Genomic DNA, 24417 nt, shown 5'->3' on the forward strand with positions numbered 1-24417 from the left:
TCTCTCCCTGTATTTTCAAATATTCTTTAGATATTCTTTATAAGTCTGCCAAGCGGTTTCTAACTCCGGAAAACTATCTGCTGGGAATTTTTCCAAAATTGCTTCTGCAATGACCCATGCGACGACATGTTCCAAAACCACCAAAGCTGCCGGAACTGCACAAACATCAGAGCGCTCCACACTTGCTTTGACGATTTCCTTTGTTTCAAGATGAACAGAATTTAACGGTTTATAGAGAGTAGGAATTGGTTTCATGACAGCATGGAGGACAATCGCCTCTCCGTTGCTCATCCCTCCTTCAATTCCTCCGGCACGATTTGATTCCCTGTAAAAGCCTTGACCCGGCTGATATCCTATTGGATCATGCACCAAGGAACCCATTTTTTCTCCGGCATCAAAGCCTATACCAAAGGAGACTCCTTTGATAGCCTGTACGGAAAGAACAGCTTGAGCTAATCTTCCGTCAAGTTTACGATCCCATTGTACATGTGAACCAAGTCCTGCCGGAAGATGAAGGACTTGGACTTCTAACAGGCCTCCTAAGGATTCTCCTTGCTCACGAGCTTCCCGAAGACGTTCCCCCATTTGGCGTTCGGCCTCAGGGTCTCCCACCGACCATTCTGATTGCTGAACACGCCGCCAATACCCATCATCTTCTGATAATTTGGCATGAAGACCACTAACAGCGGTCACTCGCCCCCGAATTTCCACTCCTAATTGGGACAAGCCTTGCCTTACAACACTCCCGATGGCCACTCGCATAGCTGTCTCGCGAGCGCTCGCCCTTTCCAGGATGTTCCTTACTTCTGTATGATATTTTAAAGCCCCTGTCAAATCAGCATGACCTGGACGCGGGGTCAGCACTTTACGGCTTTCTAAATCCGCCTTTTCCTCCGAGGTCATGATTTTCTCCCAGTTTTCCCAATCGCGGTTCAAAATTTCCATGGCCAGAGGAGCGCCAGTACTCAATCCGCCCCGCATTCCAGAAATAAAATGGACTTGATCCTGTTCAATAGCCATCCGTCCCCCGCGTCCCGGACCTTGCTGCCGTTTTTTTAGGGCCTGATCGACTATTTCTTTCGAAATCTTCATTCCTGAGGGAAGTCCTTCAATTATCCCTATCAACTTTTGACCATGAGATTCCCCTGCGGTTAAAAAGCGCACTCTAATCCCTTCCCTTTACTAAAGCAAAAATTGCTAAATCTTAATTTCATAGAAATTGTCGCTTAATTACAGACTATATTCACTTATCCAATCGTAAGACTCCCACTTCTTTAAATGGAAGTGGGTTCCCAACCGAAGTTTCGATGTTCAGCTTTAGCTGAACGAGTTCACTTCTCTCGAATTCTCATTCCTACAGGAGCAACAACGACACTTCGACACTCTCCAAAAGAGTTGGTTAAAATAATGGTTGTACCTGCACTTCTGCCAGAAGCATTAAATAAAAGATTATCCGGCTGTCCGAGAAATCGAATGCCCTTCAGCAGAGAAATATCTTCAATTCTAGTTCCCTCTTTGAAAATCTGATAATGATGTTCTCCTTGAGTGTAAAACTTAACCTGATACCAATCATTTTCAGACAAAGAAGCCTGGCGGACATCACGAATCTCTTCTAATAATTGGGTAGTCACAAGGGAAAGCCGGTCCTGTTCCCAACGATTGGGAAGCTTAACGAGCAGTGCAAAACCCGCTCCCGCCAAGAGTGTCAATACCAACAACATTTCTAGAAGGGTAAATCCGTACTCTCTTTCCCCTATCTGTGACATGGCTCTCTTCCTTCTATTGTTTATAACCTCTCCCGCCGCTGCATCTGATCTTGGAGGCCTTTACGCATAACTTCAATCGGCGCCTGTCCGCCTAGCCAAAATTCCCAAGCCAATGCTCCTTGATGGAGAAGCATACCAGTTCCATCTAAAACACGACAACCTAATTTTTTTGCTTCTTGTAGAAATGAGGTTTCTTGAACGTTTACGATAATATCAACGGCCAATGCCTTTGGACAGATACCTTCCAGTGTAAAGGGAAATGGTTCACCTCGTAAACCTAAAGAAGTTGTTTGTACTAATAGGTCAACGTCCTCCAGCCAATCTCCAGGCTTAAATTCGCCAAAACTTCCTCGACCACCTTTAGAATCTAGAATCCTAACTAGCTCTGCTGCTTTTTCAGGTGTTCGATTAAGAATATGCACGCGCATGCCCTTGGCCGCAAGAGCTAAAGCAATCCCTTTGGAAGCGCCTCCAGCACCTAGAACAACTGCCTTTTTGTCCGTAAATTCCTGAAGTTCACTCTCAATGGAACAGATAAATCCGTCCCCATCCGTATTATGACCTATCTTTTCTCCATCGACAATCTTTACGGTATTCACGGCACCAGCTCTCTTTGCCTGAGGCGTAAGGGTATCGAGATGCGGAATAATAGTCTCCTTATGAGGAAGTGTAACGTTCCAACCGCTAAAACCTAAGGCACACAACCCATTGACAGCCTCTGCCAAGCGATCAGAGAGCACTTGAAAACGATGGTATTGCGCATCAATACCAAGATATTTATAGCCCGCATTATGCATTCCCGGCGAATAAGAATGTCCAATAGGATTCCCAATCACAGCAAAGTGTTTTTCCATAGCATCCATCCCTTATCAAAGATTAAAATATTGTTGACAATGAGTTACGACTATAGAGAAAAAGGAATGGCTGACCCATTCCCTTGTTGGTATATTTCTTAATGTATTTTAGGGCTGTACGGTTTCGCAGGAGCAAAATGTTTCATCAGCCAAACGAGAACCTTTTCCATTCGCCGCATAATCCGCGTTCCAATAAATTCGCGATCATTAATGGGCGTCACAAGAATCGTATAGAGGCCGAGTCGATTCCCGCCTAAAATATCTGTGAATAATTGATCGCCTATAACTGCTGTGTCATTCTGCCCTGTTCCTAACATTTTCAGGCCCGCACGAAAAGCCCTTCTGCGCGGCTTTGTCGCCCCAAAAACGAAAGGAATTCCTAACCGTTCCGCAACAACTGCCACGCGTTGCCGCTTCTTATTATTTGACACGACACAGGCAGAGATGCCAGCTGCCTTAACTTTGATAAACCACTCTCTAACCTTTGGACCCACTTCGACATCATTCCAAGGTGTCATGGTATTGTCTAAATCGATAATGAGCCCCTTAATTCCATCTCGAACAAGTTGCTCAACAAGAATGAGATCTATGGAAGGAGCTTGAAGTGTTGGTCGAAAATAGTCAAACATTGAACCCTCCAAGTATAGAACTTTTCATAATTATACCTTAGATAACACGTTTCAAGCAAGTCGACAGGCTATTAATTTAAATTAAATTAGTGTCTAACTTTTCTCGAGTCACTTCTCAAAAATTCCAATTCCCTATGGAAAATCAGCCAACGATGCGGAAATGAATTTATTCAGATTAATTTCAGGAAAACACTTTATATTAATAATAAGGCAAAAACATCGACCAAATGAAACTATAAATCTTTTAAGGAAGTGAGTTCATTGAATTGTAAACCGCCTTTAAAAATAGCTCTCGATTTTATAATGATCATTATTTACTTGCTTTTATTAAACCCTTTTGATACTGGCCTGGTTTTTCACGAAATTGCAGGACTCTTAGCAATCACTCTTTTTATCCTTCACATCTTGGCAAACTTGACGTGGGTTAAAAATATCTTCAAATTTCAATTCGGAGGAAAATCAGCAAAGAAACTATTATTTATGTTCTTAATTAATATTGGATTATTCCTTTGTGTTAGTACTATAGCCATAACCGGCATTCTTATTTCTCAAGTGCTTTTTCCTGCTGTATCAAATGGAAATTCTGATTTTCTTGTAACTGTTCATAAAGTTGTCTCATATTGTTGCCTTGTCATAATATCCATACATGTTTTATGGCATCGAAAGTATTTGTCTGCCTCCTTAGGTAATATGCTTGCAAATGATGAAAGAAAGTTTGTACTAACTTTAGGAATAGGGTTAATAATGGGTATTATATTTGACCGTAATATACTAGGATCTAATAAATGGTCAAGTAATCCCTCGAATCCTCCAACTGTCTCAATGCGAAATTCGCTAAATCTCCCTAACAAAAACAACACAAATCGGGGAGACAGTCCAAATTCCAACCAGGCTTTTGAGAACACTCAAGAACTTAATCGCCCTAGTTTGTTTGATTATCTTGGAAACTTGTTTTGCACAGGCTGTAATAAGCATTGTCCTCTTATAAGCCCAGGATGTAATAAAGGTGAAGCACAAATGCAAGCAGCTAAAACAGAATATCAAAACTTATATGGTCAAACTTCAAGTAACACCACAATAGACCAGGGAAACGAATACAATAGCAATAATAATAATAGTAATAACGATGGCTATAAAATACCAAATCCTCAAGAAGAAAATCATCACAGAAACAATGGTCAATTTAATGATAGGACATTTCAGAAGCATCATCATAGTGGCTATCATAAAACAGGATTCCGAGCATAAGCAGATCCATGGCTGTAGCTTCGTACAATTATACCTAAATAGGTGTGTGCTGCAAAATAGCTATCGAAGATCGAAAAAAATATTTAACAAAAAATTAGGCGGTTAATGTATTATCTTAAGGTTTAAATTATGTTGTAATTTGTTAAATTTTGTCTTATAATATCTTATAATATAAGAAAAGTTCTGATTTTCTCGGAACCAACATAATATACATTAGGGCAAATTGTTCGAAAGGACAAGACGCAAAGCTAAAGGGTCTAACTTCCATTGGGAATATGACAGCCTGGCTGCAAACTAAGAAATGTAAGCAGCTTTCGTTGCTTACATTTCTTAGTTTCAAAAACAGTTATTTTACTTATATTGCGTCATATACATACCATAATTCCCATACATATGTAGGAAAGCTATGGAAAGAGAGATGGATTTGCTTGAGTCAAGGTTCTTTACTAATCGTTGATGACAATCTTGGAATTCGAAGTCTCCTGAATGCTCTTTTTTCTTCGAAAGGGTACACCGTATTGACTGCCACTTCAGGAATCGAAGCATTGTCATTGGCGAAAGCACAGTTGCCCGATTTAATAATATCTGACATCAAGATGCCGGGCCTGAACGGCTTAGAGCTTCGAGAACAACTACATCGTTATAATCCAAACATTCGAATCATTTTAATGTCCGCTTACACGGATCAACAAGAGATCAACGAAATACTTCGTAATGGTGATATCGATTATGTAATGACTAAGCCTTTTGATTTGGAAGAGCTCAGCATTGCTGTTGATACCTTATTATTAAACGAAAAGCATCAGTAATGTTGGTCATAGCTAAAGCCCTCATCTGTGAGGGCTTTAGCTATACACGCTATGAGCTAAGTGAGATAAATCTATTTGGCACAAAGTTTTTTGCTATCTCTGTTAAAATTAAGAATTATATTGGTATTCTTCTCGACAGAATCTGGAAGCAAAGCATACCCAAGAGTCATTTCCATTAAACTCTTACATGTTTTCCTTTGCGCCACGGTACAGCCAATATCTTTTAATTCCCTCGCGCTTAGCTTTACACCTCGAGCCGCAGCATCACAATAATAATACGAACCGTTAACATTCATCCCTTCATTAATATATGGACACATTTTAAATTCCCCCTTTAAAATATACCTTAAAAAGCTTTAGGCAGCTTATAAGTACCGAAAAAATAGTTTTGTCACATAATTCACAATTGAAGTTATTATTTGTGATTGTGAATACTATCACTAGGGATACTATACCACAGATTTATCTTAAAGTCACTATAAATTTGCTCACCATAAACGAAAATACCGCCTGCATGACGAAACCCCTAGACACAGTTCTAATGTCTAGGGGTTTCCTTTTATCTCACATAAACTATTTTAATATCAATAGACTTTTATTCCGACTTACTACTTCCTTCGACAATATTCACCTTTTCTCCCTCGTTTAAAAAGCTCTGTCCTTCTGTAACTACCTCCATACCCTTTGTGATATTTCCTTTGACTTCGGTATTTTTATTATCAGAAATACCAACCGTTACTGCTATTTTTTTAACTTTTCCATTAACAACTGCATAAAGATAATTTACATTATTCTCTATGTTGAGTGCTTGATTGGGAACGAGCAATATGTTACTTTCACTTTCGGCCGGCAGCGATACTTTAATAAACATACCTGCAGTTAAACCACTTTGTGAATTATCAATTTTTACTTTCACTAAATACGAATTGTCCTTCGCATCCGAGTTAGGACTAATCGTAGTAATAACTCCGGAGACCTTTTTGTCCTTCAGGGCATTTATGCTCACAGGTACAGTTTGACCAACCTTAATTTTACCGATAACAAGATCCGGAACACTAATTTCTGCCACCATACTGCTGGAATCAATAACCGTAACGGAACCTGATTGGCTACTGACCATTCCTCCAACTTTAACGTCTTTGGCAGAAACTACTCCCGAGATAGGGGATACTACGGTTAGATTATCAAGCTGGACCTGAGCTGCATTAACACTTGCCTTCGCTTGTTCGACTTGTGCTTCTGCTGCTGACACTGCTAAATCATCTTTAGCGGCATTTAACTCGATAGCAGCATTATCATATTTTGTTTTGGCGCTGTCTAAATCCTGTTTAGAAGCAGCTCCTCCATCATACAAAGCTTTTTCATTATTATAATCTTTTTGGGCATCGTTATAAGTGATTTGAGATTTTTCTAAGGTTTGTTGTGAGCTCAAGCGTGTTTTTGCGAGGTTTTCCTCTGCCACGGCTAAGGACTGCTGTTGTATTTGCAGCTGAGCTTGAAGATCAGACGCATCAATTGTAAAGAGAACCTGTCCGCTGGAAACCTTGGAACCAATATCAACATTTAAACTGGCTACTCTTCCCCCAGTCTTGGGAAAAACCTGTATTTCCTGGACAGGATCAAATTTACTGGCGTAGTCAACCATAGTCGATAAAGAACCAAGAGCGACCTTTTGCGCTTTTACATTTTTCACAGTAACTGCTGGAACTTCAACTTTTCTATGCTTTAAAGCATAATTCCCACCTAAGGCAGCAGCTATTACCAGTAGACCGATAATTATAGTTCGTTTCTTAATCTGCCTGATTCTACTAAGATTAAATTTCAATTTGTGGAACCTCCCCGGCATTTATTGTTTTTCTTTTCTTTGAAATACGATGCTTTAAATCGTCCATTAAAGTATAAACTACCGGCAAGACAATGGGCGAAAGGAGCGTAGACATGACCATGCCTCCGATGATTACGATAGCCATACTCTTTTTCATTTCGCTTCCTTCACCTATGGAAAGAGCAACAGGCAGCATGGAAACAATCATAGTCGCACTCGTCATAATAATTGGTCTTAGTCTTGTTGTACCCGATTCAATCAAGGCTTCTTTTAAGCTCAGACCTTTGTGCATTAAGGTATTCGTATAGTCAATTAACAATGTGCCGTTTTTGGAAGACAGCCCTTCCAGCATAATCAAACCGATAAAAGACATCATATTTAATGTTTGCCCGGTTAAGGCCAGCAAAGGAAGCGCTCCGATAATAGCACAGGGAAGAGAAACCATTCTGATCGCCGGGGTCAAAAACGATTCATAGAGAACTACTAAGATCATATAGACCAGCGCCAAGGAAGCACCTAAGGCTAAGCCGAGAGAGCTGAAGGAGTCTGCCATATTCTTCTGGCTTGCGCCATAGCTTATGCTATATCCTGAAGGCAAGGTTACAGAACTAAGCTTTGTTTGAATATCCCGGGTGACCTCACCGAGAACTCTTCCCTGAAGGTTAGCATCAACTGTAACTATGTCTTGCTTATCCTCTCTGGACAGAGACGGTTCACTCTCTCCTCTAACAACTGTTGCGACTTGGCTTAAGGGAATTTGTACTCCCGCCTGATTAGTGATCTTAATGGATTTGATATCATCGACATTTTTTATTTGTCCGTCCATAAATTTAAGTGTAATATCATTTTCCGAGTTGTTGGACCTGTAGACTCCTACTTTTGTGCCCTGCAAGGCCATCCTGATTGTACTGCCGACATCCGAGGTGGAAATTCCCGCCTGTGAGGCCGCTAAACTGTCCATCGTTACTCTTAATTCGCTGCTTTTGACATCTGCACTATTACCAACATCGATAACACCGGGAACTGATTTCACAATAGTTTCAACTTGCTTGGACAGAGTCGCAAGGGTAGCCTGATCATCTCCTTTAATGTTGATTGAAATAGGCTTCGATGCTCCGCCTCCGCTTTGTGACTCTTCAACATCAAAATCCACTCCGGTCATGCTTTTTCCAAAGCCGCGAACTTCACCGGCAACTTGGCTTTGAGTTTTTTGGCGAGCGTTTTTAGGGACTAAATTAACATAGATCTGAGCGACTGATTTGTCCGTGTTCGATTGCCCGCTTTGGCCAATCATTGAAAAATAACTCTTAACTTCTTTCGTATTGTGTAAATAGTTTTCCAGCTGAGCGACCTTGTTGCTGGTCTGCTCCAAAGTCGAACCGGGAGCGAGCTTCATATTGACTGTAAAACTGCTTTGATCTGTAGTCGGTACAAATTCCGTTTTCAATATTCCCATTGGCACAAGAGCAATACTTAGGATTACGCCTGCAATTCCTAAAATCAGTACTCTTTTTCTATGTCCAAGCGCCCAGACAAGTGTGTCTCGATACTTCTGGGTGACTTTTCCGAAAATGCTGTCCTTTTTATATTCGGGAGTCACTTGTTTCTTCTCTGTTTTTAATAACCGTGATGAAAGCATTGGTGTAATCGTAAAGGATACCAAGAGAGAGAATAACGTAGCTACAACTATAGTCAAGCCAAATTCTTTGAAATACTGACCAATCATCCCAGACATCATGGAAATAGGAGCAAAAATAACAATATCACATAAACTGATAGCTATGGCAGCCATTCCGACTTCCATTCGGCCATCAATTGCCGCTTGAACCAGCCCTTTACCCATCGTCAGATGTCTTTGAATACTTTCAATAACAACGATAGAATCATCAACCAGAGTACCGACAACTAGAGATAGTCCCATTAAAGACATCATATTCAATGTAAAATTAAGCTTATACATCATAAAAAAGGTAGCAATCAGAGAGGTTGGTATGGCAACCAAAACTACCAAGGACGATCTGAAACTGCGAAAAAACGCAAACAGCACTAAAGCCGTAACGATAACCCCTTCAATAAGGTTGTTTTTTACCTCAGTTAATGAGTCTGTAATAAATGTAGTCGTGTCAAAGGCGATATCCATTTGTATTCCCACGGGTATGGTCTTTTTAATAGACTCTAATTCTTTTTTAACACTATTAGCCACTTCAACGACATTGGCATCACTTTGTTTGCCCACAATGATTGTCATTGTTTTATGGCCATTGAACCGTGCCAATGAAGTCGCTTCCGGTTCTTCAAGACTAATTTGGGCGATGTTGCCCAGACGTACTGTTCCTCCATTTGCCGTAGGGACCATCAAATTTTGTGCATCCTCGATATTCTTGAACTGTCCAATAACTCTGACGGATTGATCAACATTATCCTGTTTCAGCTCTCCACCAGGAATGTTTATATTTACGGAATTCAACTTATTGATTAAGGTGTTAACAGTTATACCATAATACTCCACGGCGGATTTATCCAGTTTAATCATTAATTCTTTCTTTTCTCCGCCGCTGAGCGTGACATTACCTACCCCAGGAATTTTCTCTATCTTTTGTTTGATAATATCTGATTCGTTATAAAGCTCATCGCTGCCGACCTTATCCCCTTTAACAGAAAGCAGCAAGATTGGAATTGCGTTGGTATCCATCTTAAATAAAACAGGTTTATCAGCATTTGCCGGGAGAGTATTTGAGATACCATCAATAGCTTTTTGGACATCCAAATAAGCGGTATTCATGTCAGCAGACATTTTAAAAGTAACTGTGACAGTTCCATATCCCTCTTTAGCCGTGGAATTTATTGTGTCTACCCCGCTTATACCTGAGACAGCATCTTCAATCGGCTTGATAATATCCTTCCTGATGTCCTCAGCATTTGCGCCGCTGTAGGTTGTTGTTACCGATATAACCGGAATATTCATCGAAGGCAGTAAATTGGCACCCATATTGGTATAACCAATTATCCCTAACGCCACTAATAATACGACGACCATCCACATCGCCGCTGGTTTTTTAACCGATATCTCTGTTAAATTCATTTTTTTCTTCCTTATTCATTTCAAATTTAGTAACTGACTAGTTTACGCTCTCTTACAAAATAGACAAACAAAATAATCGACTACTAAGTTAAGTACCCAGCTAATTTCTCTTCATACTTATTTGTTATAAAAAATGTGACAAATTTCATTTATGCCCTGATAATTTCCCTATCTAAAACTTATAAGTACTACTCAAACCGCTTGTCTAGGTTATCAAAAAACAGCATCATCAGCTGATGAATCAAGTATCTTGTTGCCACTTCCTCCTCAGCTTTTCTGAATATCAAGAATAAACCTTCGATAAACGTCGAAGCAATAACATAAAAAATAAAAGGATCTTTAACTTCAATTCCTTTTTCTTGGAATTCAGGCCATAAACTTTCTCTTAGACTTTTTTCTGCGAACTTAGTTAGCTCTTCCTTGAAACGCGCATACTTTGTCCCTTTGCTTTTATCGACTATAATTAATAACTGGATTTTATACTCTTTCATTACTTCCATAATAGAATTAACGATTTCTTCAAACGAACATATCTCTTGCTTATGTACTTCCATCCTCAAAAAACATTGATATACCGGCTCTACTATTTCATTGAACAGATCTTCCTTGTTTTTAAAATATCTGTAGACATTGCCTATAGCTACTCCGGCATTATTAGCTATAGTTCTCATTGACGCATGTAAAAACCCCCTATCTTGAAATTCTTTCATTGCCTCCATAATTATCCTGTTGCGAACTTCATTCTTAAGATATTGCATAAATGAACCTCTTTTCACTATTCATCGAATTATAGCACATAATTCACAAATAGTAAAAGCCAACATTACTATAATTTGTCTATTCCATTACATAATAATGGATTAACTCATTAACATCAATTCCCAAATGTGCCTTTAGTACATTATCACAAATAGTCATGAATGGCAATTAGGATAAACATTCTATCTTTTGCTTAAGTTTGCCTCCATTAGTTACGTATTATATAATTTAGTTATCAATTTTGATCAGCATTAATCATTTCTAGTGGCAAATAGATTAAGGAGTGTGTCCAATGGCTGAATTCAAAGAAATAATGACCTTACGCCAAGTGGCAGAATACCTGCAAATCAGCGAGGTTACCACCTATCGTTTGGTTCAGGAAGACAAAATCCCCGCCTTTAAAGTTGGACGCAGCTGGCGGGTAAAAAAAGAAGATCTTAACGAATTTATTGAAAAGCAAAAACGTGGAGAAAGGTTCTAATAATTGGAGCCCTTACCCATCTATTATTACCTCATAAGTTATAAATCTTTGCCTTACTTTAGCTTTCTACCTCATACATGGCAATTTATAACGATTAACGCGGGAGTGATATTCTTGTTTGACCACCTCTATAACCTGGTTAAAGCCCATTTAAACCAAAGGCTATTTGACCCTAAAGACCTAGAATTATTAAATCAGATTATGAAAAGACTTATTGGTATGACTGTGCATTTATATGTTAACTCAGATTCGCAATACGATCGCAGTTACGAATTCGTTATGCGCGTGAAGTCTGCCAGCTATGTCGATGGCAAGATAAATATTACGGCCACAACCAATACTATAGATTTTCGGGCGGCGGGAATTATCATCACTTCACAACAAGAGCAAATTATGATTACTGCGCCCAGCAGTGAGGAAGTTGGATCTGTACTGATTATCATAATTACTAGGGAGGAAAACCAGTGGCCGAGATTGGTCTTGAACTATGCTTTATAAAACGTCTGTCTGTGGCAAAGATTTCCACAGCTGGGATACATTTCGCAAACTTTCTGAGTTTGAGCAAAAATAAACGCCGATTAGGAATTTCAACTTTACGGCGTTTCGTATTAGAGAGATAGGGATGTGACCAACACCTCAATCGGATGATATAACAAAACCTATTGATAATTTAATGTGCGCTTTCCTTGATTTAGGCAAATTTTATCCCTGATGTTTAAAACTCCAAATACAACATGATAAACATTTATCCTCTTGATCCTAAGTGTATTAGTTCATATAATACACTTAGGATCAGTTATTTATATAAAGGAGTCGCGATATTGGAAAACATTCAAGTCGGTGCTTATAATTTCCAAATAGATTTATCCAAACCACTGTATGAACAAGTTTTGCAGCAAATACGCCATGCCATTGCGAGAAGTGATGTCCTACCTGGAACAAAGTTGCCCTCCGTGCGGGAGCTTGCCCAACAATTAAAGATCAACCCCAACACCGTAATGCGCGCCTATCAAGAACTAGATCGTGACCACCTGACAGAAACCCGCCGGGGACAGGGAACTTTTATCACCTCCGATCTCGATACTGTCAAACAAGTAAAAAAGGCGCTGGCAAGTGAGGCTGCTCTTGCCTTTGTCTCGTCTATGAAAAAACTAGGAATTGACCGACCAACCGCAGAGTCTCTACTAAAGGAGGTCGCTTGGCATGAGTAATGCCCTTGAAATTAAATACTTGAGCAAATCCTACGGTTCAAAGATCGCCCTCGACGACTTATACGTTTCCTTCCCCGAAGGACAAATCACAGGACTTCTAGGTCCCAACGGCGCCGGAAAATCAACGCTTCTCAAGGTTATCGTCGGGCTCGTTAAACCGCAGGCAGGGAACGTTCAGCTTTTTGGCCAACCACCTCACTGGAAGTTAAACGCTAAGATTGCATACCTCCCAGACCGCGCCAAGTGGTACAAAGCCCATACCATTGAACGAGCCTTAAACTATGCTCTGACCATTCTGCCGGGCTTTGACCTGCCCCGCGCTCTTAAAATGGTCATAACTATGGATCTTGACTTAGATTCACGGGTATCCGCCTTGTCCAAAGGTCAGCAAGCAAGTTTGTATGTAATTCTATGTCTGGCTCGGAAAGTTAAACTCGTACTACTCGATGAACCTTTTACGGGGATTGATCTTTTGTCTCGTGAACGCATAATTCAGTCTCTAATCGATTCTATGATTGATCAACCGCAAACCATCATAATCAGTACCCATGAAATTTACGAAACAGAGAGCTTGTTTGATCATGTCGTATTTCTGAACAGGGGGAAGCTCGTTTTAGAGGGAAATGTAGAAGCCCTGCGCCAGGAAAAAGGCTGCATAGAATCCATATATAGGGGGTTGTTTCGATGAAAGCACTTTGGACTTTGGTAAGAAATGATTCAAAGATCTTCGATAAAGTTTATTACCGTGAGAGTTCCCCTTTAATGGGCATTTATCAAGGATTAGCAAACGCCTTAGTGATGGGAGGATTAATCTGGGCCACATCCCTGGGTTTTATCAACGGTGGCTTTGTCATCTGGTGCGTTTTAATTTCGATCCCTTTTGTGATCTCATTCTCAATCCTAAATAAAGAATGGCATGATGGAACTATTGGATGGTGGCTTGCCCTTCCTTATCCTAGAAGCTTACTGCTCAGTGCCAAATGCATTGCAAGCTTTTTGCTTCTCTTAGAGAGTTACATATTCATACTAGCTATCGTATTAATACAGTTGTTTTTAATCAACTCAACTCTGCCCCCTTTTCTCCCTCATACTCAGCTATTGGACGCATTTCAGGCTTGTTCCGAAGACCTTAGCTGGTTGTTAATTATAAGCCCTTTCTCAATCCTTCTGGGTACCCTGATAATTTCTTTTGCAAGGTCCCATTGGCTGCCCAAATTCCCCATTGCCTGGGGCGGTCTCGGGTTTGGGTTTATTGTTAATTTATACGTGGTAAAGGTCTTTGGACTTTTACCGTTGAGTACGTCCTCTGTCCATCATGGACAAATGCACTTCATCAGTGTGAATGGGAGTAATTTCTTAACAACGTTACTTTTTTCTCTCTCTATTTCAGCAATTTTGTTCGCTTTTTCGGTGTACATTCTTACTCAGCATGTTGAGGTATAACCACCTTATCTGCTCATCTGATATGCGGATAGAATTTAAGCATCATCATGGTTTCTTTTTCTAATCGCTGACAAAAGTCAAATCCTGAGCGATGTATCAAAGGGTAGTTTATCGTCTTGATAACGTTCTAGAACGCTGAAAACTGGAAGCATTAAGTCTTCCAGTTTATCTTTTAAATCTTAATTAAGCAAAATAGCTTTTTTCATCTAAGCGTTGTTGCTGTTTGCAGCGGCTGTTTTAACAGCCAAGGCGACGCAAGCACCTACGATAGGATTATTCCCCATTCCTATAAATCCCATCATATCAACATGAGCCGGTACAGAACTCGAACCCGCAAACTGGGCATCAGAATGCATTCGTCCCAGAGTGTCGGTGAAGCCGTAAGAGGCCGGACCTGCCGCCATATTGTCCGGATGCAGAGTTCTGCCGGTGCCGCCTCCCGAAGCAACCGAGAAGAAAGAATGATTATTTTCTATGGCCCATTTTTTAAACGTTCCCACCACAGGATGTTGAAAGCGTGTGGGATTCGTTGAGTTTCCGGTAATCGAAATATTGACGCTTCGAGCTTTCATAATGGCAACGCCTTCATCCACTGAGTTAGCACCGAAAACCTTGACAGCTTGTCGTTTATCCGTTGAATAGTGTTTCTCACGGATAACCATGAGTTCATTTTTCGAAAAATCATAGTCTGTTTGAACATAGGTGAATCCCGTCATTCTCGCGATAATCTTTGCTGCATCTTTTCCAAGGCCAATCAAGACAACCTCTAAGGGTTCCTTACGAGCCAAATCGGCATATTTGGATACGCCTAAGGCCCCTTCGGCCGCCGCAAAGGATTCATGTCCTGCGACAAACGCAAAAACTTTTGTCTGATCATCTAACAGCATAGCAGCTAATCGCCCATGCCCTAAACCAACCTCTCTTTGGTGAGCAATCGATCCTGGAATGGTAAACGCCTGCAAGCCTTCCCCAATCAAGTGTGCCGTTCTTGTGGCCTGCGAGTCTCCCGATTTCAAGGCTAGAGCCGTTCCCATCGTAAAGGCCCAAATGGCATTGTCAAAGGCGATAGGTTGAATTTCCCGTATCGCTTCTTCAACATCAACCCCACGGGCAAGAGTATAATCTCTTACTTCCCCAAGCTCCTTCATATCAAGCTGTTCAAGTACTTCATTTATTCCCAATTGACGATGTTCATATCCTGAAAACACGGATTATACCCCCTTAAGCTTTTCTTGGATCGATGAAAGTTACTGCTTCATGGTATCTGCCATATATGCCCGTTGCTTTTTCATAAGCGCTATCGGGTGTTAATCCGTCACGGATCAAGGCCATCATTTTCCCTAAATTCACATACTTATAACCAATAATTTCTTTTTCGTCATCCAGACCCAGTTCCAAAACATAACCTTCTGTGACCTCTAAATATCTGGGACCAAACTGACTGGAGCTATATATGGTTCCAACTTGGGAACGCATAAATTTCCCCAGTTCTTCTCCACCTTCCCCAACAGGAATTCCTCCTAAAGAAAATGCCGTTTGACTTCTACCATAGGCCAATTGAAGAAATAGTTCACGCATCGCCACATTAATTGCGTCACAGACCAGATCAGTATTGAGGGCCTCAAGCAAGGTTTTTCCAGGCAGAATCTCACCGGCCATAGCTGCGCTTTGTGTCATACCGGAACACCCTATGGTTTCAACTAATGCTTCTTGAATAATCCCATTTTTAACATTCAGCGTTAGCTTACAGGCCCCTTGCTGCGGAGCGCAAGCTCCCACTCCGTGAGTTAAGCCGTTTAAATCACGAATCTCAAATGCTTTCGTCCAACGCCCTTCCTGCGGAATCGGCGCAGGCCCATGAAGGGCACAACTTGATACTTTTTCTGGCATAGTTTCTTCTCCTTCTCTTTTAAATAACTTTATTGTCTCTTAGTAAAAGGTTGTAACTTCCCTTAAAAACACTGTATTTGCCCTGGATATTCAGTGAGTTTTCGGTTCTTGAATCCGTCCTGTACTCTAGTTCATTACCCGGGTAAATTTGGTCGTCTGGTAATCGGCAGACTTTTAAGATTCAGCCTTTCCAGACGAGTTTTTCCAAATATTAAGGTGCATTTTAGTTAGTACAGATCTTCATTCATAACAAGTAGAATATATCTGCCTCTAGACAGACAGAGATATATCTGTTTTCGCATTTTCTTCTAACCCTAACAATCGGGCCACATATTTGGCAGAACTTGCTTGAAAACTTAGTGTTATTATGATTGACATAAAAGTTACTGCTGAAATCATCTGTGAGCTTTGAACTCTCATAGAGACCAGCATACCTGCAAGTGCGGCAGGCATTACCCCTGTTTCCCGAGTCCACATCAAATATAACATTTCTTTAAAATTCCATCGTGCTTTACGGTCAGGAATTACGGAAATAATCACCGAAGCAGGCCTTGCAACAAACATAAGCATTAAAACAACCAACAAAGCGCCCTGCCAATAATGAAGTAGGATATTAAAATTAACCTGTGTACCTAAGATGACAAAGATCATGATCCTTAAAATTCTTGAAAGCATATCCTTAAAATTGTCATGAAGATTTAGACTTTCCTCCTCAATAATAATACGAAAGCTGTCTTTATTGCCCATAAAGATCCCAAAAACAAATACAGCCATAAAACCACTGAATCCTAATTGACTGGCAATATAATAGACTCCTAATACAGAAGCCACAACAATTTCGCCTGCAAAACCATTAAGCAAACCAAATTTATGCTCTGAAACGAGCACTAATGCCAGATAACCAATCACAGCGCCTATAATTATTCCCCCGCCCGCCGTTTTAATAAGCTGCAAAATACTGTTTGTTAATGAGAAAGAGCTTCCACTGATAAGACTCATGACAGCAAACGTTAGAATAGCTCCAGCTGCATCATTAAAGGCTGATTCAGAAATAATAGTTTGTTTGAGCCTAGAGTTAATGTTCATATTCTTAAACAGAGGAACTAATACCGAAGGATCAGTAGCAGCAATAACAGAACCAAGAAGTACAGCATACATAAAATTCAAATGAAGAAACATCCGAACAAAGTATCCTATTATAAATGTTGAGATAATAACGCCAACCGTAGCTAACATAGCAACTGAAAATTTCACTATGTTCAACACTTTAAGATTAATTTCACAGCCGCCATCGTATAAAATAAACGCTGCCCCGAAAGTCAGAATAAATTGATTTACTGCATTGAAATTCTGAAAGTTAACTAAACCCAGTGCCTCAGGCCCAATTAAAATTCCCAGAATAATAAACAGTACTGTATCAGGAATATTTAACCAAGCACTTAACTTGATGCCTATTATCCCACTAACTATGATCACGGCTAACAATTTCATGATTTCATCAGTTAATAGCGATATACTATTAATCATACCATTGCCTACTTTCAATGAAATTCTTAGAAATACTAAACTTGCTAAACTTTTTACTTCCTAATTTAAATTGACTCATTGAAAATTTGCAGTTCTCCAGCTAATATGGCGAAGCTTTAGCGACATTGAGTTAATTGCCATGAATGTTAGCTATATATTTATCCAGTTTTTAAGCCCTCCACTTCTTAAGTGGGGAAGCCTTCGTTAACTTCAGGTGGGATAGATTCCCCAGCTGAACAAATTCACTTGGCGGAAAAATCAACTTAGTTCTTAACATTGACAATAGATTTTCGCGACACTATACTGGCATTAACCAGATGACCATGAATTTACAATACTGATAACGTATAAAGTCCTACTATAATAAGGAAGTGAATTTATGTCAAAATTAGAAAATGAGTTTATTTCTGTTATCGTAGAACCAAAGGGAGCAGAAATTCAAAGCCTAATCTCAAAACAAGATAGCACGGAGTATATTTGGCAAGGAGACCCAAAATACTGGCCTTGGCATGCACCCATCTGTTTTCCTATCGTCGGAAAATTAGCTAATGACAAATATTACGTTAAGGGTAATGCCTATTCACTTCCCATCCACGGATTCGCCAGAGACATGGAATTTAATGAGATTGATATCTCTCAAAGCCATGTAATATACCATCTAGGCTATGACATTACTACTCTTGCCAGATTTCCTTTTAAATTCGAACTGGAAATTACATATACCCTAAAAGGTAATGGTGTAGATATAGCGTATACTGTAGAAAACGTGGATGATAAAGAGCTCTATTTTTCGCTTGGGGCACATCCTGGTTTTAACTGCCCATTTTCTTCCGAAGAGATGTTTAATGACTGCGAGTTAGCTTTTGAAAAAGCCGAAAGATACTTTATCAAAGGGCAGGAAGAATTGCATTTACCAAGTGATAACATTTTACAGCTCAAACATGATATCTTCAGCAAAGGTGTTCTAACCTTTAAAAATCCGCAATCCCAGTTTGTCACTCTAAGAAGCCGAAAAACAGGCCGAACACTAACCCTTCGTTTTGAAGGGTTCCCTTACCTTGGAATCTGGAGTAAACCGGAAGGAGCACCCTTTATTTGTATTGAGCCATGGTACGGGATCACTGACAGGCCAGGGGAAAGTCAAGAGATTTCTGCGAAAGAAGGTATACTCTCTTTACAGCCAAATCAGGAGTTCAGATGTGCATACCAAATAATTGTCGGATAGTCAGTTCCAACTTTTTACCGAGGATTCTAAATGGCGAAGAGCCTGAGGAATCCTCTTTCTACTATTACGATCGACTGAGACGGTCTGCTAAATTCTGCATACTATTCCTGCTATACTGATAAACTTGTTTATAGCTGGAGCAAAAATAATCACCATCGATCTCATTGGTACCTGGATTCCATAACCTGCTGCGCGGACACCCTCCATGACAAAACTTCAGAAATTCACAACCTTGACATTTTGATGGCAGCGATGCCTTTTTTTGAAGGAAGTGTTCGTAAGTAATGCTCTTTAAAATCGACACCAAGGAATCCTTTCTTAGATTGCCAACTCTATAGTCATCACTCATGTAAAAATCACATGGAAAAGCGTCGCCATTCTGTTCCAAGATCAATGTCGTTGGACAAATTTGACGATGCATGCAAATTTCCGGTTCTTGATCTAAATATACTCTGAGAATATTATCGAAAAACCTCACCGAAAGAGTGGGAAAGCCATTGTTAAACCATAAATCAAAGGCACGGCATAAGAATCGTCCATATTCTTCAGAAGTAATTAAGTACCCTGGGGCTTTACTTGTTTCTTGCGCCTTAAAATCCATACCAGGTATGAATTGAACGAAATTAAATCCTTCTTCCCTATAGAATGCAAAGAGTTCTTCAACTCGGCCAATGTTATGCTCGTGAAGGACTGTCAAAATATTAAAATCAACATCAGCCCGACGCAGATACTCGATCCCTTTTATGACTTGAAGATAACTCCCCACCCCGGACCTTGTTACGCGATGAGAATCATTTATATCTTTTGGACCATCGAGACTAACTCCTACCAAAAAATTATATTTTTTGAGAAAGCGGGCCCAATCTGCATTTAAAAGCGTAGCGTTTGTCTGCACTGAATTACTAATCATTGTATTAGGCGGGGCATACTTTGCTTGGTAATAAACCACTTCTTCAAAAAAGTCCAAACCAGCAAGCAACGGTTCTCCGCCTTGCCAAGAAAAGGAAACTTCTCCTCGTGACAAACCCATATATTCTTTTATAACCTTTTTAAGGAGAACAGAGTCAACTCGTTTGATATGTGATGGTTTTCTCCCCTTCGTCCGACTATAGTAACAATAACTGCAGGCCAGATTACAAGCCTCGGATACTGTTTTCCACATAATTCCTGTCAAGGATTGATTGGTTTGGTTGATTTGACTTAGCTTTTCCATGCTCTAACCCCTTAAGCGCTCTTCATTTTAATATAGCTGCATCTGAATTCACCTCCTAGTCACGCTATCTCTAGGAGGTGATGTCATTCGAGACTCCCCTTCCAATTAGCCGTCAGGAGTAACTGTTATAGCTTCGGTTATAGTGTTGGTCAGGCCTTATAATCGAAATTTACTTATGGCATTCTGTAACTCCCCGGCCAAAGCTGCCAGGCTTTGGCTGGCTGAGGCAATTTGCTCAATCGATGCAGATTGTTCCTCAGTTGCCGCTGAAACAGTTTGGGTATGAGCTGAATTCTTTTTACTGATGTCATCAATTTCTAGCACAGAATCCACCACTTGCTGACTAGTACCGGCAATTTGTTGAGTCGTTGCCGAAATTTCTTGAGCCTGGGCGGCCACTTCTGCAACAGATTGAGCAATTTCTGCAAAAACATCTCCTGATTTATTAACTACGTCAATTCCCCTTTGCACATCATTAGCTCCGTGTTCCATCGCTTGAACTGCTTCCTGAATATTAACTTGATTTTCAATGATAAGCGTTGCTATTTTGGTAGCCGCTTCAGCCGATTGCTCCGCTAATTTGCGAACCTCCTCGGCAACGACAGCAAAGCCTCGACCTTGTTCACCTGCCCGCGCGGCTTCAATGGCGGCATTCAGAGCTAACAAATTAGTTTGTTCAGCGATGGCGGATATAACATTTGTAATATCACTAATTTGCTGAGAGCTTGTTGATAATTTTTGGATGGCCTCTCCAACGAGAGATGTACTTTGAGCAACCGCACCCATCTGTTCAACTGCATCATCAACAGCCTTTTGACCCACTTCTGTAGATGTTGATGTATCAGACATTCGTTGAGCGACTTTACTCGCAGTAGTCGCCATTTCTTGAATACTTACGGAAATTCGTTCAATCGCTGTAGAGGTATCGTCAACTGCCCCGGACTGTATTTCAACCCCATTAGCGACCTCAGCAATTGCTGAGGCAATTTGTTCAGAAGCCTGAGAACTTTCTTCAGCGCCGGTACTTAATTCTTCAGCGGAAGAAGCAACCTGTTCACTGGTCAGAGCTACTTGCCCTATCAGTTCCTTTAAGCTGACAGTCATCGTGTTAATCGCTTGAGCGAGCAACCCGATTTCGTCTTTCGAATCAATTCCAACCTCTTCCACGTTCAGATTGCCGTCTGCTATTTCATTGACTTGTGAAACTACTTTTTTAAGGGGACCAGAAATCATTTTCCCAATTAACAAGCCGAGAAAAATTGCTAAAACAACGGAGATCAACGTTATGCCTATTATTATCAGCGTAGAAATTTGATAATCATTTTTCGCCTGCTCCATCAGCTGCTTAGCGGTTTTACCATTATAATCTGCCAAAAGCTGAAAATGATCGTTCAAAGATCCTAAAAGGGTATCTGCATTACTCACATAATATTGGTAAGCCAGCCATTTATCACCCTTTTGAGCAATTTGAAGCGCTTTCTGTCTTTGATCACAGTAAGACTTCCACTCATTATTAAATATAGGCAAGAGATGAGTTTCATAGGGCGTTAGTTGAGCATTTTGATACTTAGCGATCGCCTGGTCAATTTGTTTTACAAGGTCATTTGACTGGTCTTGAAGCCTTTTTTCTTGTTCCGGGTCAAGTTGAGCAAGCAAAAATTGATAATCAAGCCCTTCAAGGTTACGGTCGAGCATTCTTGCTTCTTTAATTGCTGATATTGCGTGGAGCTTGTCCAGGTATAAAATATCGATCGTATTATTGGATAGTTTATTATTATAATATCCCGTGAAACCCACTGCTGCCAGGAATACTGCCATTAAAACGACCAGGGACATGATCTTTACGCTTGTATTTAAATGGCGAAACCATTTCATAGTATCCCTCCAAAATTGTACAACTTGAGCATTACCAATATATTAATTCACTCTATCGGGAAGCAATTATGGGGGTGAAAGGATTATTAGACTGTTACCAAGTCAAAGGCAAAAGGGAATGCTTTATAAATCATTTACTAAATGAAATTATGACGTATTGGATATCTCATGTATCTGTTATTAACTTAAGGAAAGATAATTCAGCTATTGCCACAAATTGATGAAACCTTTGCCCAAGAAATGAATTAAAATAATAAGTTTGAAAATGTCAACAGAGGTTCACCGATTAGAGGTCGGCAGTATTCAATAAATTCAGGCGTAACACCGTTCCCTCTTTCGTTAATATATTGATTCGGTAACTTCTTCTCATGCATCATAACTTCCTCTAAAGGTATTAACATCGGTTCACATTGATAGGGCTGATTGGAAATACGTTTGAAGCCAACCATTTTACCTGTCTCACCTTGCAGGGCTGCTTGAACTGAATAAGCTCCCGCAAGGATGGCTTCCTCACGATCTCTGGAAGACTGATAGGCTATGGAGGCTCTCCCTATAATCCCCGGCTTCTCACTGCGCGCTTTGATGCCTAACTCTTTGATTACCAGCATGGCAAGATGAGTGCCGACATCCCCGAAATAAACATCTCTGCCCTTGGTCATTAGGGGCGGAACTACAGAATTGCCTTGACTATCCTTTATTCCCTCACTAACGACGACGACGACTCCTCCGTACTCCTTATGCCGCTCTTGCACATCCTCCAGAAACGCTTCAGAGTCGAAGGCTCTTTCCGGGACATAAATAAGATGCGGGGCATCGTCGGATTTTTTTTGCGCCAGCGCTGAGGCAGCTGTAATCCAGCCGGCATTCCTTCCCATGGCTTCAATGATGCAAACGTGGATGGGCATTGACTTAACATCTTGCGCCACTTCGGCTGTAGTTGCCGCGATAAATCTCGCTGCACTGCCGAATCCCGGGGAATGATCTGTTACGGCGATATCATTATCCACCGTCTTTGGAATTCCTAGAACACGAATATCATGCTCCCGGGCCAGGCGAAAGATTTTTCCACAGGTATCCATAGAGCCGTTTCCACCGTTAAAAAGAAGATATTTAATCTTCTTTTTCAACAAGTTAGCTAGAATAGTTTCATAATCTGTTTCACTAAGCCGCGTCCTGGAGGTACCAATGGCAGAAGCCGGGGTGAAGGGAAGCCGCCTGAGACTGCTGTCCGGTTGCTGTCTTAAGTCGATTAGCCCTTCTTTCAGAATCCCTTCTATTCCCCCGGTAGCCCCGTATATTCCCGTGATTTCCCGGTGAATTTTAGCTTCTTCTATGGCTCCGTACAACGAAGCATTGATAACAGCCGTGGGGCCTCCGCCATGAACAATCAGCAGGTTGCCCCCACTTGTGTTACTCAATCCTGCCCCCTCCTTTACGGTATCGTTCGGCCATTTCTTCTAAGCTGATAACCTCTACCTTAGGTGCGTACCCGACAGAACCAAACTCCACGATTTGAGTACCTACGACTTCTTTAACTCCGTTTTTAATGCAGGCCATAAGCTCCTGCAGTATAGGATCCTTTTGATCGTCACCGGTTATAAAGTTTTCCAGTATAGGCGTTAAATACGCTCTGGGGTCAAATTGTTCCGGAGCTTGCTCCAAACGTTCACGAATCGCTTGAATCATGTGATCCTTTACATGGTTTGTTAGATTATAGATTAACTCACGTATATTCCTGGTGACTGCCAAGCGTATATCTGTGTCCACATTAATTTTACCGATCCCCGCTCGAATGACCGGTTTCAGTTCGGATGAAGGTATGCCATTGGCCTGCGCCAATTTCCCGCCAAGCTGGTTAATTTCTTCTACTATATATCTAGGAACTGCCGAGGACCCGTGGGAAACCAAGACCCCAAAAATTCCTTCGTGCTTGAGGTTCTCCATGGTAGCGATGACAATCTCTTTGCGTAATTGGATATTGTCTCCTTTGACTGCCCCGTGCTTCGTCCCATAGGAAATAGCTAAGCAGTCAACCCCCGTCCTCCGGAAAAACTCAACGGCTTTAAGAGGGTTCGTATAGGTCGAATGTTCAGAAAAAACATCATCCTCGACGCCTGAAAGCACGCCAAGTTCGCCTTCTACGGTAACTCCCCGTTCATGGGCATATTGAACAACCTCGCGGGTCAGATCAACATTCTCTTCAAACGGAAGATGCGAGCCATCAATCATGACAGAAGTATAGCCCCCTTCGATGGCTGCCTTCACCGAATCAAAATCTTTGCCATGATCCAAATGGAGTACGATAGGGATAGGAGAATTCTTAGCAAGCTTGGCGACAGCCTCTCCGATGAGCTTGGCTCCTTTGCGCTTGTCTTCCAGGGTCCCTTTCATAAAATTAGCATTGCCGCCCATAAAGGCGTTGGCAAGATCCGCTCCTTGCAGGATGGCAGCTGAGCGAAACATTTCATGGACTTCAATCACGGCCTCAGCTTGGACTACACTATTAACATTGAAGGCTCCCTGAGCAAACCCATACTGGCGAACGGTTTCCAATAAGGGCCTCATCGGTATTAGCGGCAT

At 40.9% G+C, this 24417-nt stretch carries 23 protein-coding genes and 1 riboswitch; of the genes, 8 read left to right on the top strand and 15 right to left on the bottom strand.

The annotated features are described in order from the left end of the window. Window positions 1–15 precede the first annotated feature (15 nt). From aroC to B5771_RS09490, 4 genes are all read right to left on the bottom strand, one after another. Entirely contained in the window at window positions 16–1164 is a 1149-nt protein-coding gene (gene aroC, locus B5771_RS09475; RefSeq protein WP_088187299.1) for a chorismate synthase, read from the bottom strand. Between the two features lie 167 nt (window positions 1165–1331). Next, window positions 1332–1766 carry a prepilin-type N-terminal cleavage/methylation domain-containing protein gene (locus B5771_RS09480; protein WP_088187300.1) on the bottom strand — a complete coding sequence of 145 codons (435 nt, stop codon included), beginning with the start codon at window positions 1764–1766 and terminating at the stop codon, window positions 1332–1334. Between the two features lie 20 nt (window positions 1767–1786). Beyond that, a complete protein-coding gene (gene aroE / locus B5771_RS09485) occupies window positions 1787–2620 on the bottom strand; it encodes a shikimate dehydrogenase (RefSeq protein ID WP_088187301.1) in 834 nt (277 codons plus the stop codon). Window positions 2621–2718: 98 nt separating this feature from the next. Continuing rightward, on the bottom strand, window positions 2719–3249 hold the full coding sequence (locus tag B5771_RS09490) for a YqeG family HAD IIIA-type phosphatase (protein WP_088187302.1): 531 nt from the start codon (window positions 3247–3249) through the stop codon (window positions 2719–2721). A 261-nt stretch (window positions 3250–3510) separates the two neighbouring features. Here B5771_RS09490 and B5771_RS09495 point away from each other — a divergent pair, with 261 nt between their 5' ends. Both B5771_RS09495 and B5771_RS09500 read left to right on the top strand, forming a co-directional pair. Beyond that, window positions 3511–4497 (top strand): DUF4405 domain-containing protein, encoded by a 987-nt coding sequence (locus B5771_RS09495; protein WP_088187303.1) that lies wholly within the window; start codon window positions 3511–3513, stop codon window positions 4495–4497. Window positions 4498–4704: 207 nt separating this feature from the next. Then, a riboswitch (cyclic di-GMP riboswitch) is annotated at window positions 4705–4792 on the top strand. A 133-nt stretch (window positions 4793–4925) separates the two neighbouring features. Continuing rightward, window positions 4926–5306 carry a response regulator gene (locus B5771_RS09500; RefSeq protein ID WP_088187304.1) on the top strand — a complete coding sequence of 127 codons (381 nt, stop codon included), beginning with the start codon at window positions 4926–4928 and terminating at the stop codon, window positions 5304–5306. A gap of 71 nt (window positions 5307–5377) precedes the next feature. Here B5771_RS09500 and B5771_RS09505 read toward each other — a convergent pair whose 3' ends face one another. The 4 genes from B5771_RS09505 to B5771_RS25075 all read right to left on the bottom strand — a co-directional run bounded on the left by B5771_RS09505 (window position 5378) and on the right by B5771_RS25075 (window position 10971). Next, window positions 5378–5626 (bottom strand): hypothetical protein, encoded by a 249-nt coding sequence (locus tag B5771_RS09505; protein ID WP_088187305.1) that lies wholly within the window; start codon window positions 5624–5626, stop codon window positions 5378–5380. A gap of 275 nt (window positions 5627–5901) precedes the next feature. Then, window positions 5902–7131 (bottom strand): efflux RND transporter periplasmic adaptor subunit, encoded by a 1230-nt coding sequence (locus tag B5771_RS09510; RefSeq protein ID WP_172408222.1) that lies wholly within the window; start codon window positions 7129–7131, stop codon window positions 5902–5904. Next, a complete protein-coding gene (locus tag B5771_RS09515; protein ID WP_088187307.1) occupies window positions 7121–10213 on the bottom strand; it encodes an efflux RND transporter permease subunit in 3093 nt (1030 codons plus the stop codon). The genes B5771_RS09510 and B5771_RS09515 overlap by 11 nt, the downstream gene beginning before the upstream one ends. A 188-nt stretch (window positions 10214–10401) precedes the next feature. Then, window positions 10402–10971 (bottom strand): TetR/AcrR family transcriptional regulator, encoded by a 570-nt coding sequence (locus tag B5771_RS25075; protein ID WP_088187308.1) that lies wholly within the window; start codon window positions 10969–10971, stop codon window positions 10402–10404. Window positions 10972–11264: 293 nt separating this feature from the next. Between B5771_RS25075 and B5771_RS09525 the strand changes: the two genes are divergently transcribed. From B5771_RS09525 to B5771_RS09545, 5 genes are all read left to right on the top strand, one after another. Continuing rightward, the gene (locus B5771_RS09525; protein WP_047809632.1) at window positions 11265–11453 is read left to right on the top strand and encodes a helix-turn-helix domain-containing protein; all 189 of its coding nucleotides are present in this window, start codon (window positions 11265–11267) and stop codon (window positions 11451–11453) included. 114 nt (window positions 11454–11567) lie between these two features. Beyond that, window positions 11568–11951, top strand: coding sequence for a hypothetical protein (locus B5771_RS09530; protein ID WP_088187309.1), 384 nt, complete (start codon window positions 11568–11570; stop codon window positions 11949–11951). A gap of 323 nt (window positions 11952–12274) precedes the next feature. Beyond that, on the top strand, window positions 12275–12664 hold the full coding sequence (locus B5771_RS09535; protein ID WP_088187310.1) for a GntR family transcriptional regulator: 390 nt from the start codon (window positions 12275–12277) through the stop codon (window positions 12662–12664). Next, entirely contained in the window at window positions 12657–13352 is a 696-nt protein-coding gene (locus B5771_RS09540) for an ABC transporter ATP-binding protein (RefSeq protein ID WP_088187311.1), read from the top strand. Before B5771_RS09535 ends, B5771_RS09540 begins: the two co-directional genes overlap by 8 nt. Further along, window positions 13349–14107 carry an ABC transporter permease subunit gene (locus tag B5771_RS09545; RefSeq protein WP_088187312.1) on the top strand — a complete coding sequence of 253 codons (759 nt, stop codon included), beginning with the start codon at window positions 13349–13351 and terminating at the stop codon, window positions 14105–14107. The genes B5771_RS09540 and B5771_RS09545 overlap by 4 nt, the downstream gene beginning before the upstream one ends. 206 nt (window positions 14108–14313) lie before the next feature. Here B5771_RS09545 and B5771_RS09550 read toward each other — a convergent pair whose 3' ends face one another. The 3 genes from B5771_RS09550 to B5771_RS09560 form a co-directional block, all read right to left on the bottom strand. Further along, window positions 14314–15315, bottom strand: coding sequence for a GGGtGRT protein (locus tag B5771_RS09550; protein WP_088187313.1), 1002 nt, complete (start codon window positions 15313–15315; stop codon window positions 14314–14316). 13 nt (window positions 15316–15328) lie between these two features. After that, window positions 15329–15997, bottom strand: a complete 669-nt coding sequence (locus B5771_RS09555; protein ID WP_088187314.1) for a hypothetical protein — start codon at window positions 15995–15997, stop codon at window positions 15329–15331. Between the two features lie 270 nt (window positions 15998–16267). Next, window positions 16268–17524: a sodium:proton antiporter gene (locus B5771_RS09560; protein ID WP_088187315.1), complete on the bottom strand. Its 1257-nt coding sequence runs from the start codon at window positions 17522–17524 to the stop codon at window positions 16268–16270. 379 nt (window positions 17525–17903) lie between these two features. On the opposite strand from B5771_RS09560, the gene B5771_RS09565 reads away from it, so the two are divergent. Further along, on the top strand, window positions 17904–18749 hold the full coding sequence (locus B5771_RS09565; protein ID WP_088187316.1) for an aldose 1-epimerase family protein: 846 nt from the start codon (window positions 17904–17906) through the stop codon (window positions 18747–18749). A 64-nt stretch (window positions 18750–18813) separates the two neighbouring features. Here the strand turns inward: B5771_RS09565 and B5771_RS09570 are convergent, their stop codons facing one another. From B5771_RS09570 to B5771_RS09585, 4 genes are all read right to left on the bottom strand, one after another. Continuing rightward, entirely contained in the window at window positions 18814–19962 is a 1149-nt protein-coding gene (locus tag B5771_RS09570) for an anaerobic sulfatase maturase (protein ID WP_088187317.1), read from the bottom strand. 156 nt (window positions 19963–20118) lie between these two features. Further along, on the bottom strand, window positions 20119–21837 hold the full coding sequence (locus B5771_RS09575; RefSeq protein ID WP_088187318.1) for a methyl-accepting chemotaxis protein: 1719 nt from the start codon (window positions 21835–21837) through the stop codon (window positions 20119–20121). A 245-nt stretch (window positions 21838–22082) separates the two neighbouring features. Then, window positions 22083–23255 carry a diphosphate--fructose-6-phosphate 1-phosphotransferase gene (locus B5771_RS09580; RefSeq protein WP_088187319.1) on the bottom strand — a complete coding sequence of 391 codons (1173 nt, stop codon included), beginning with the start codon at window positions 23253–23255 and terminating at the stop codon, window positions 22083–22085. Further along, window positions 23248–24417, bottom strand: coding sequence for a class II fructose-bisphosphate aldolase (locus tag B5771_RS09585; RefSeq protein ID WP_088187320.1), 1170 nt, complete (start codon window positions 24415–24417; stop codon window positions 23248–23250). Before B5771_RS09585 ends, B5771_RS09580 begins: the two co-directional genes overlap by 8 nt.

Source organism: Desulfosporosinus sp. FKA (assembly GCF_002196785.1).
Taxonomy (GTDB): Bacteria; Bacillota; Desulfitobacteriia; order Desulfitobacteriales; family Desulfitobacteriaceae; genus Desulfosporosinus; species Desulfosporosinus acididurans.

What these genes read in the sequence shown, in the direction of transcription:
- B5771_RS09480 (WP_088187300.1), bottom strand. Translation starts at nt 1,766, where the DNA reads ATGTCACAGATAGGGGAAAGAGAGTACGGATTTACCCTTCTAGAAATG.
- aroE (WP_088187301.1), bottom strand. Translation starts at nt 2,620, where the DNA reads ATGGAAAAACACTTTGCTGTGATTGGGAATCCTATTGGACATTCTTAT.
- B5771_RS09490 (WP_088187302.1), bottom strand. Translation starts at nt 3,249, where the DNA reads ATGTTTGACTATTTTCGACCAACACTTCAAGCTCCTTCCATAGATCTC.
- B5771_RS09505 (WP_088187305.1), bottom strand. Translation starts at nt 5,626, where the DNA reads ATGTGTCCATATATTAATGAAGGGATGAATGTTAACGGTTCGTATTAT.
- B5771_RS09515 (WP_088187307.1), bottom strand. Translation starts at nt 10,213, where the DNA reads ATGAATTTAACAGAGATATCGGTTAAAAAACCAGCGGCGATGTGGATG.
- B5771_RS25075 (WP_088187308.1), bottom strand. Translation starts at nt 10,971, where the DNA reads ATGCAATATCTTAAGAATGAAGTTCGCAACAGGATAATTATGGAGGCA.
- B5771_RS09525 (WP_047809632.1), top strand. Translation starts at nt 11,265, where the DNA reads ATGGCTGAATTCAAAGAAATAATGACCTTACGCCAAGTGGCAGAATAC.
- B5771_RS09540 (WP_088187311.1), top strand. Translation starts at nt 12,657, where the DNA reads ATGAGTAATGCCCTTGAAATTAAATACTTGAGCAAATCCTACGGTTCA.
- B5771_RS09545 (WP_088187312.1), top strand. Translation starts at nt 13,349, where the DNA reads ATGAAAGCACTTTGGACTTTGGTAAGAAATGATTCAAAGATCTTCGAT.
- B5771_RS09555 (WP_088187314.1), bottom strand. Translation starts at nt 15,997, where the DNA reads ATGCCAGAAAAAGTATCAAGTTGTGCCCTTCATGGGCCTGCGCCGATT.
- B5771_RS09560 (WP_088187315.1), bottom strand. Translation starts at nt 17,524, where the DNA reads ATGATTAATAGTATATCGCTATTAACTGATGAAATCATGAAATTGTTA.
- B5771_RS09565 (WP_088187316.1), top strand. Translation starts at nt 17,904, where the DNA reads ATGTCAAAATTAGAAAATGAGTTTATTTCTGTTATCGTAGAACCAAAG.
- B5771_RS09570 (WP_088187317.1), bottom strand. Translation starts at nt 19,962, where the DNA reads ATGGAAAAGCTAAGTCAAATCAACCAAACCAATCAATCCTTGACAGGA.
- B5771_RS09575 (WP_088187318.1), bottom strand. Translation starts at nt 21,837, where the DNA reads ATGAAATGGTTTCGCCATTTAAATACAAGCGTAAAGATCATGTCCCTG.
- B5771_RS09585 (WP_088187320.1), bottom strand. Translation starts at nt 24,417, where the DNA reads ATGCCGCTAATACCGATGAGGCCCTTATTGGAAACCGTTCGCCAGTAT.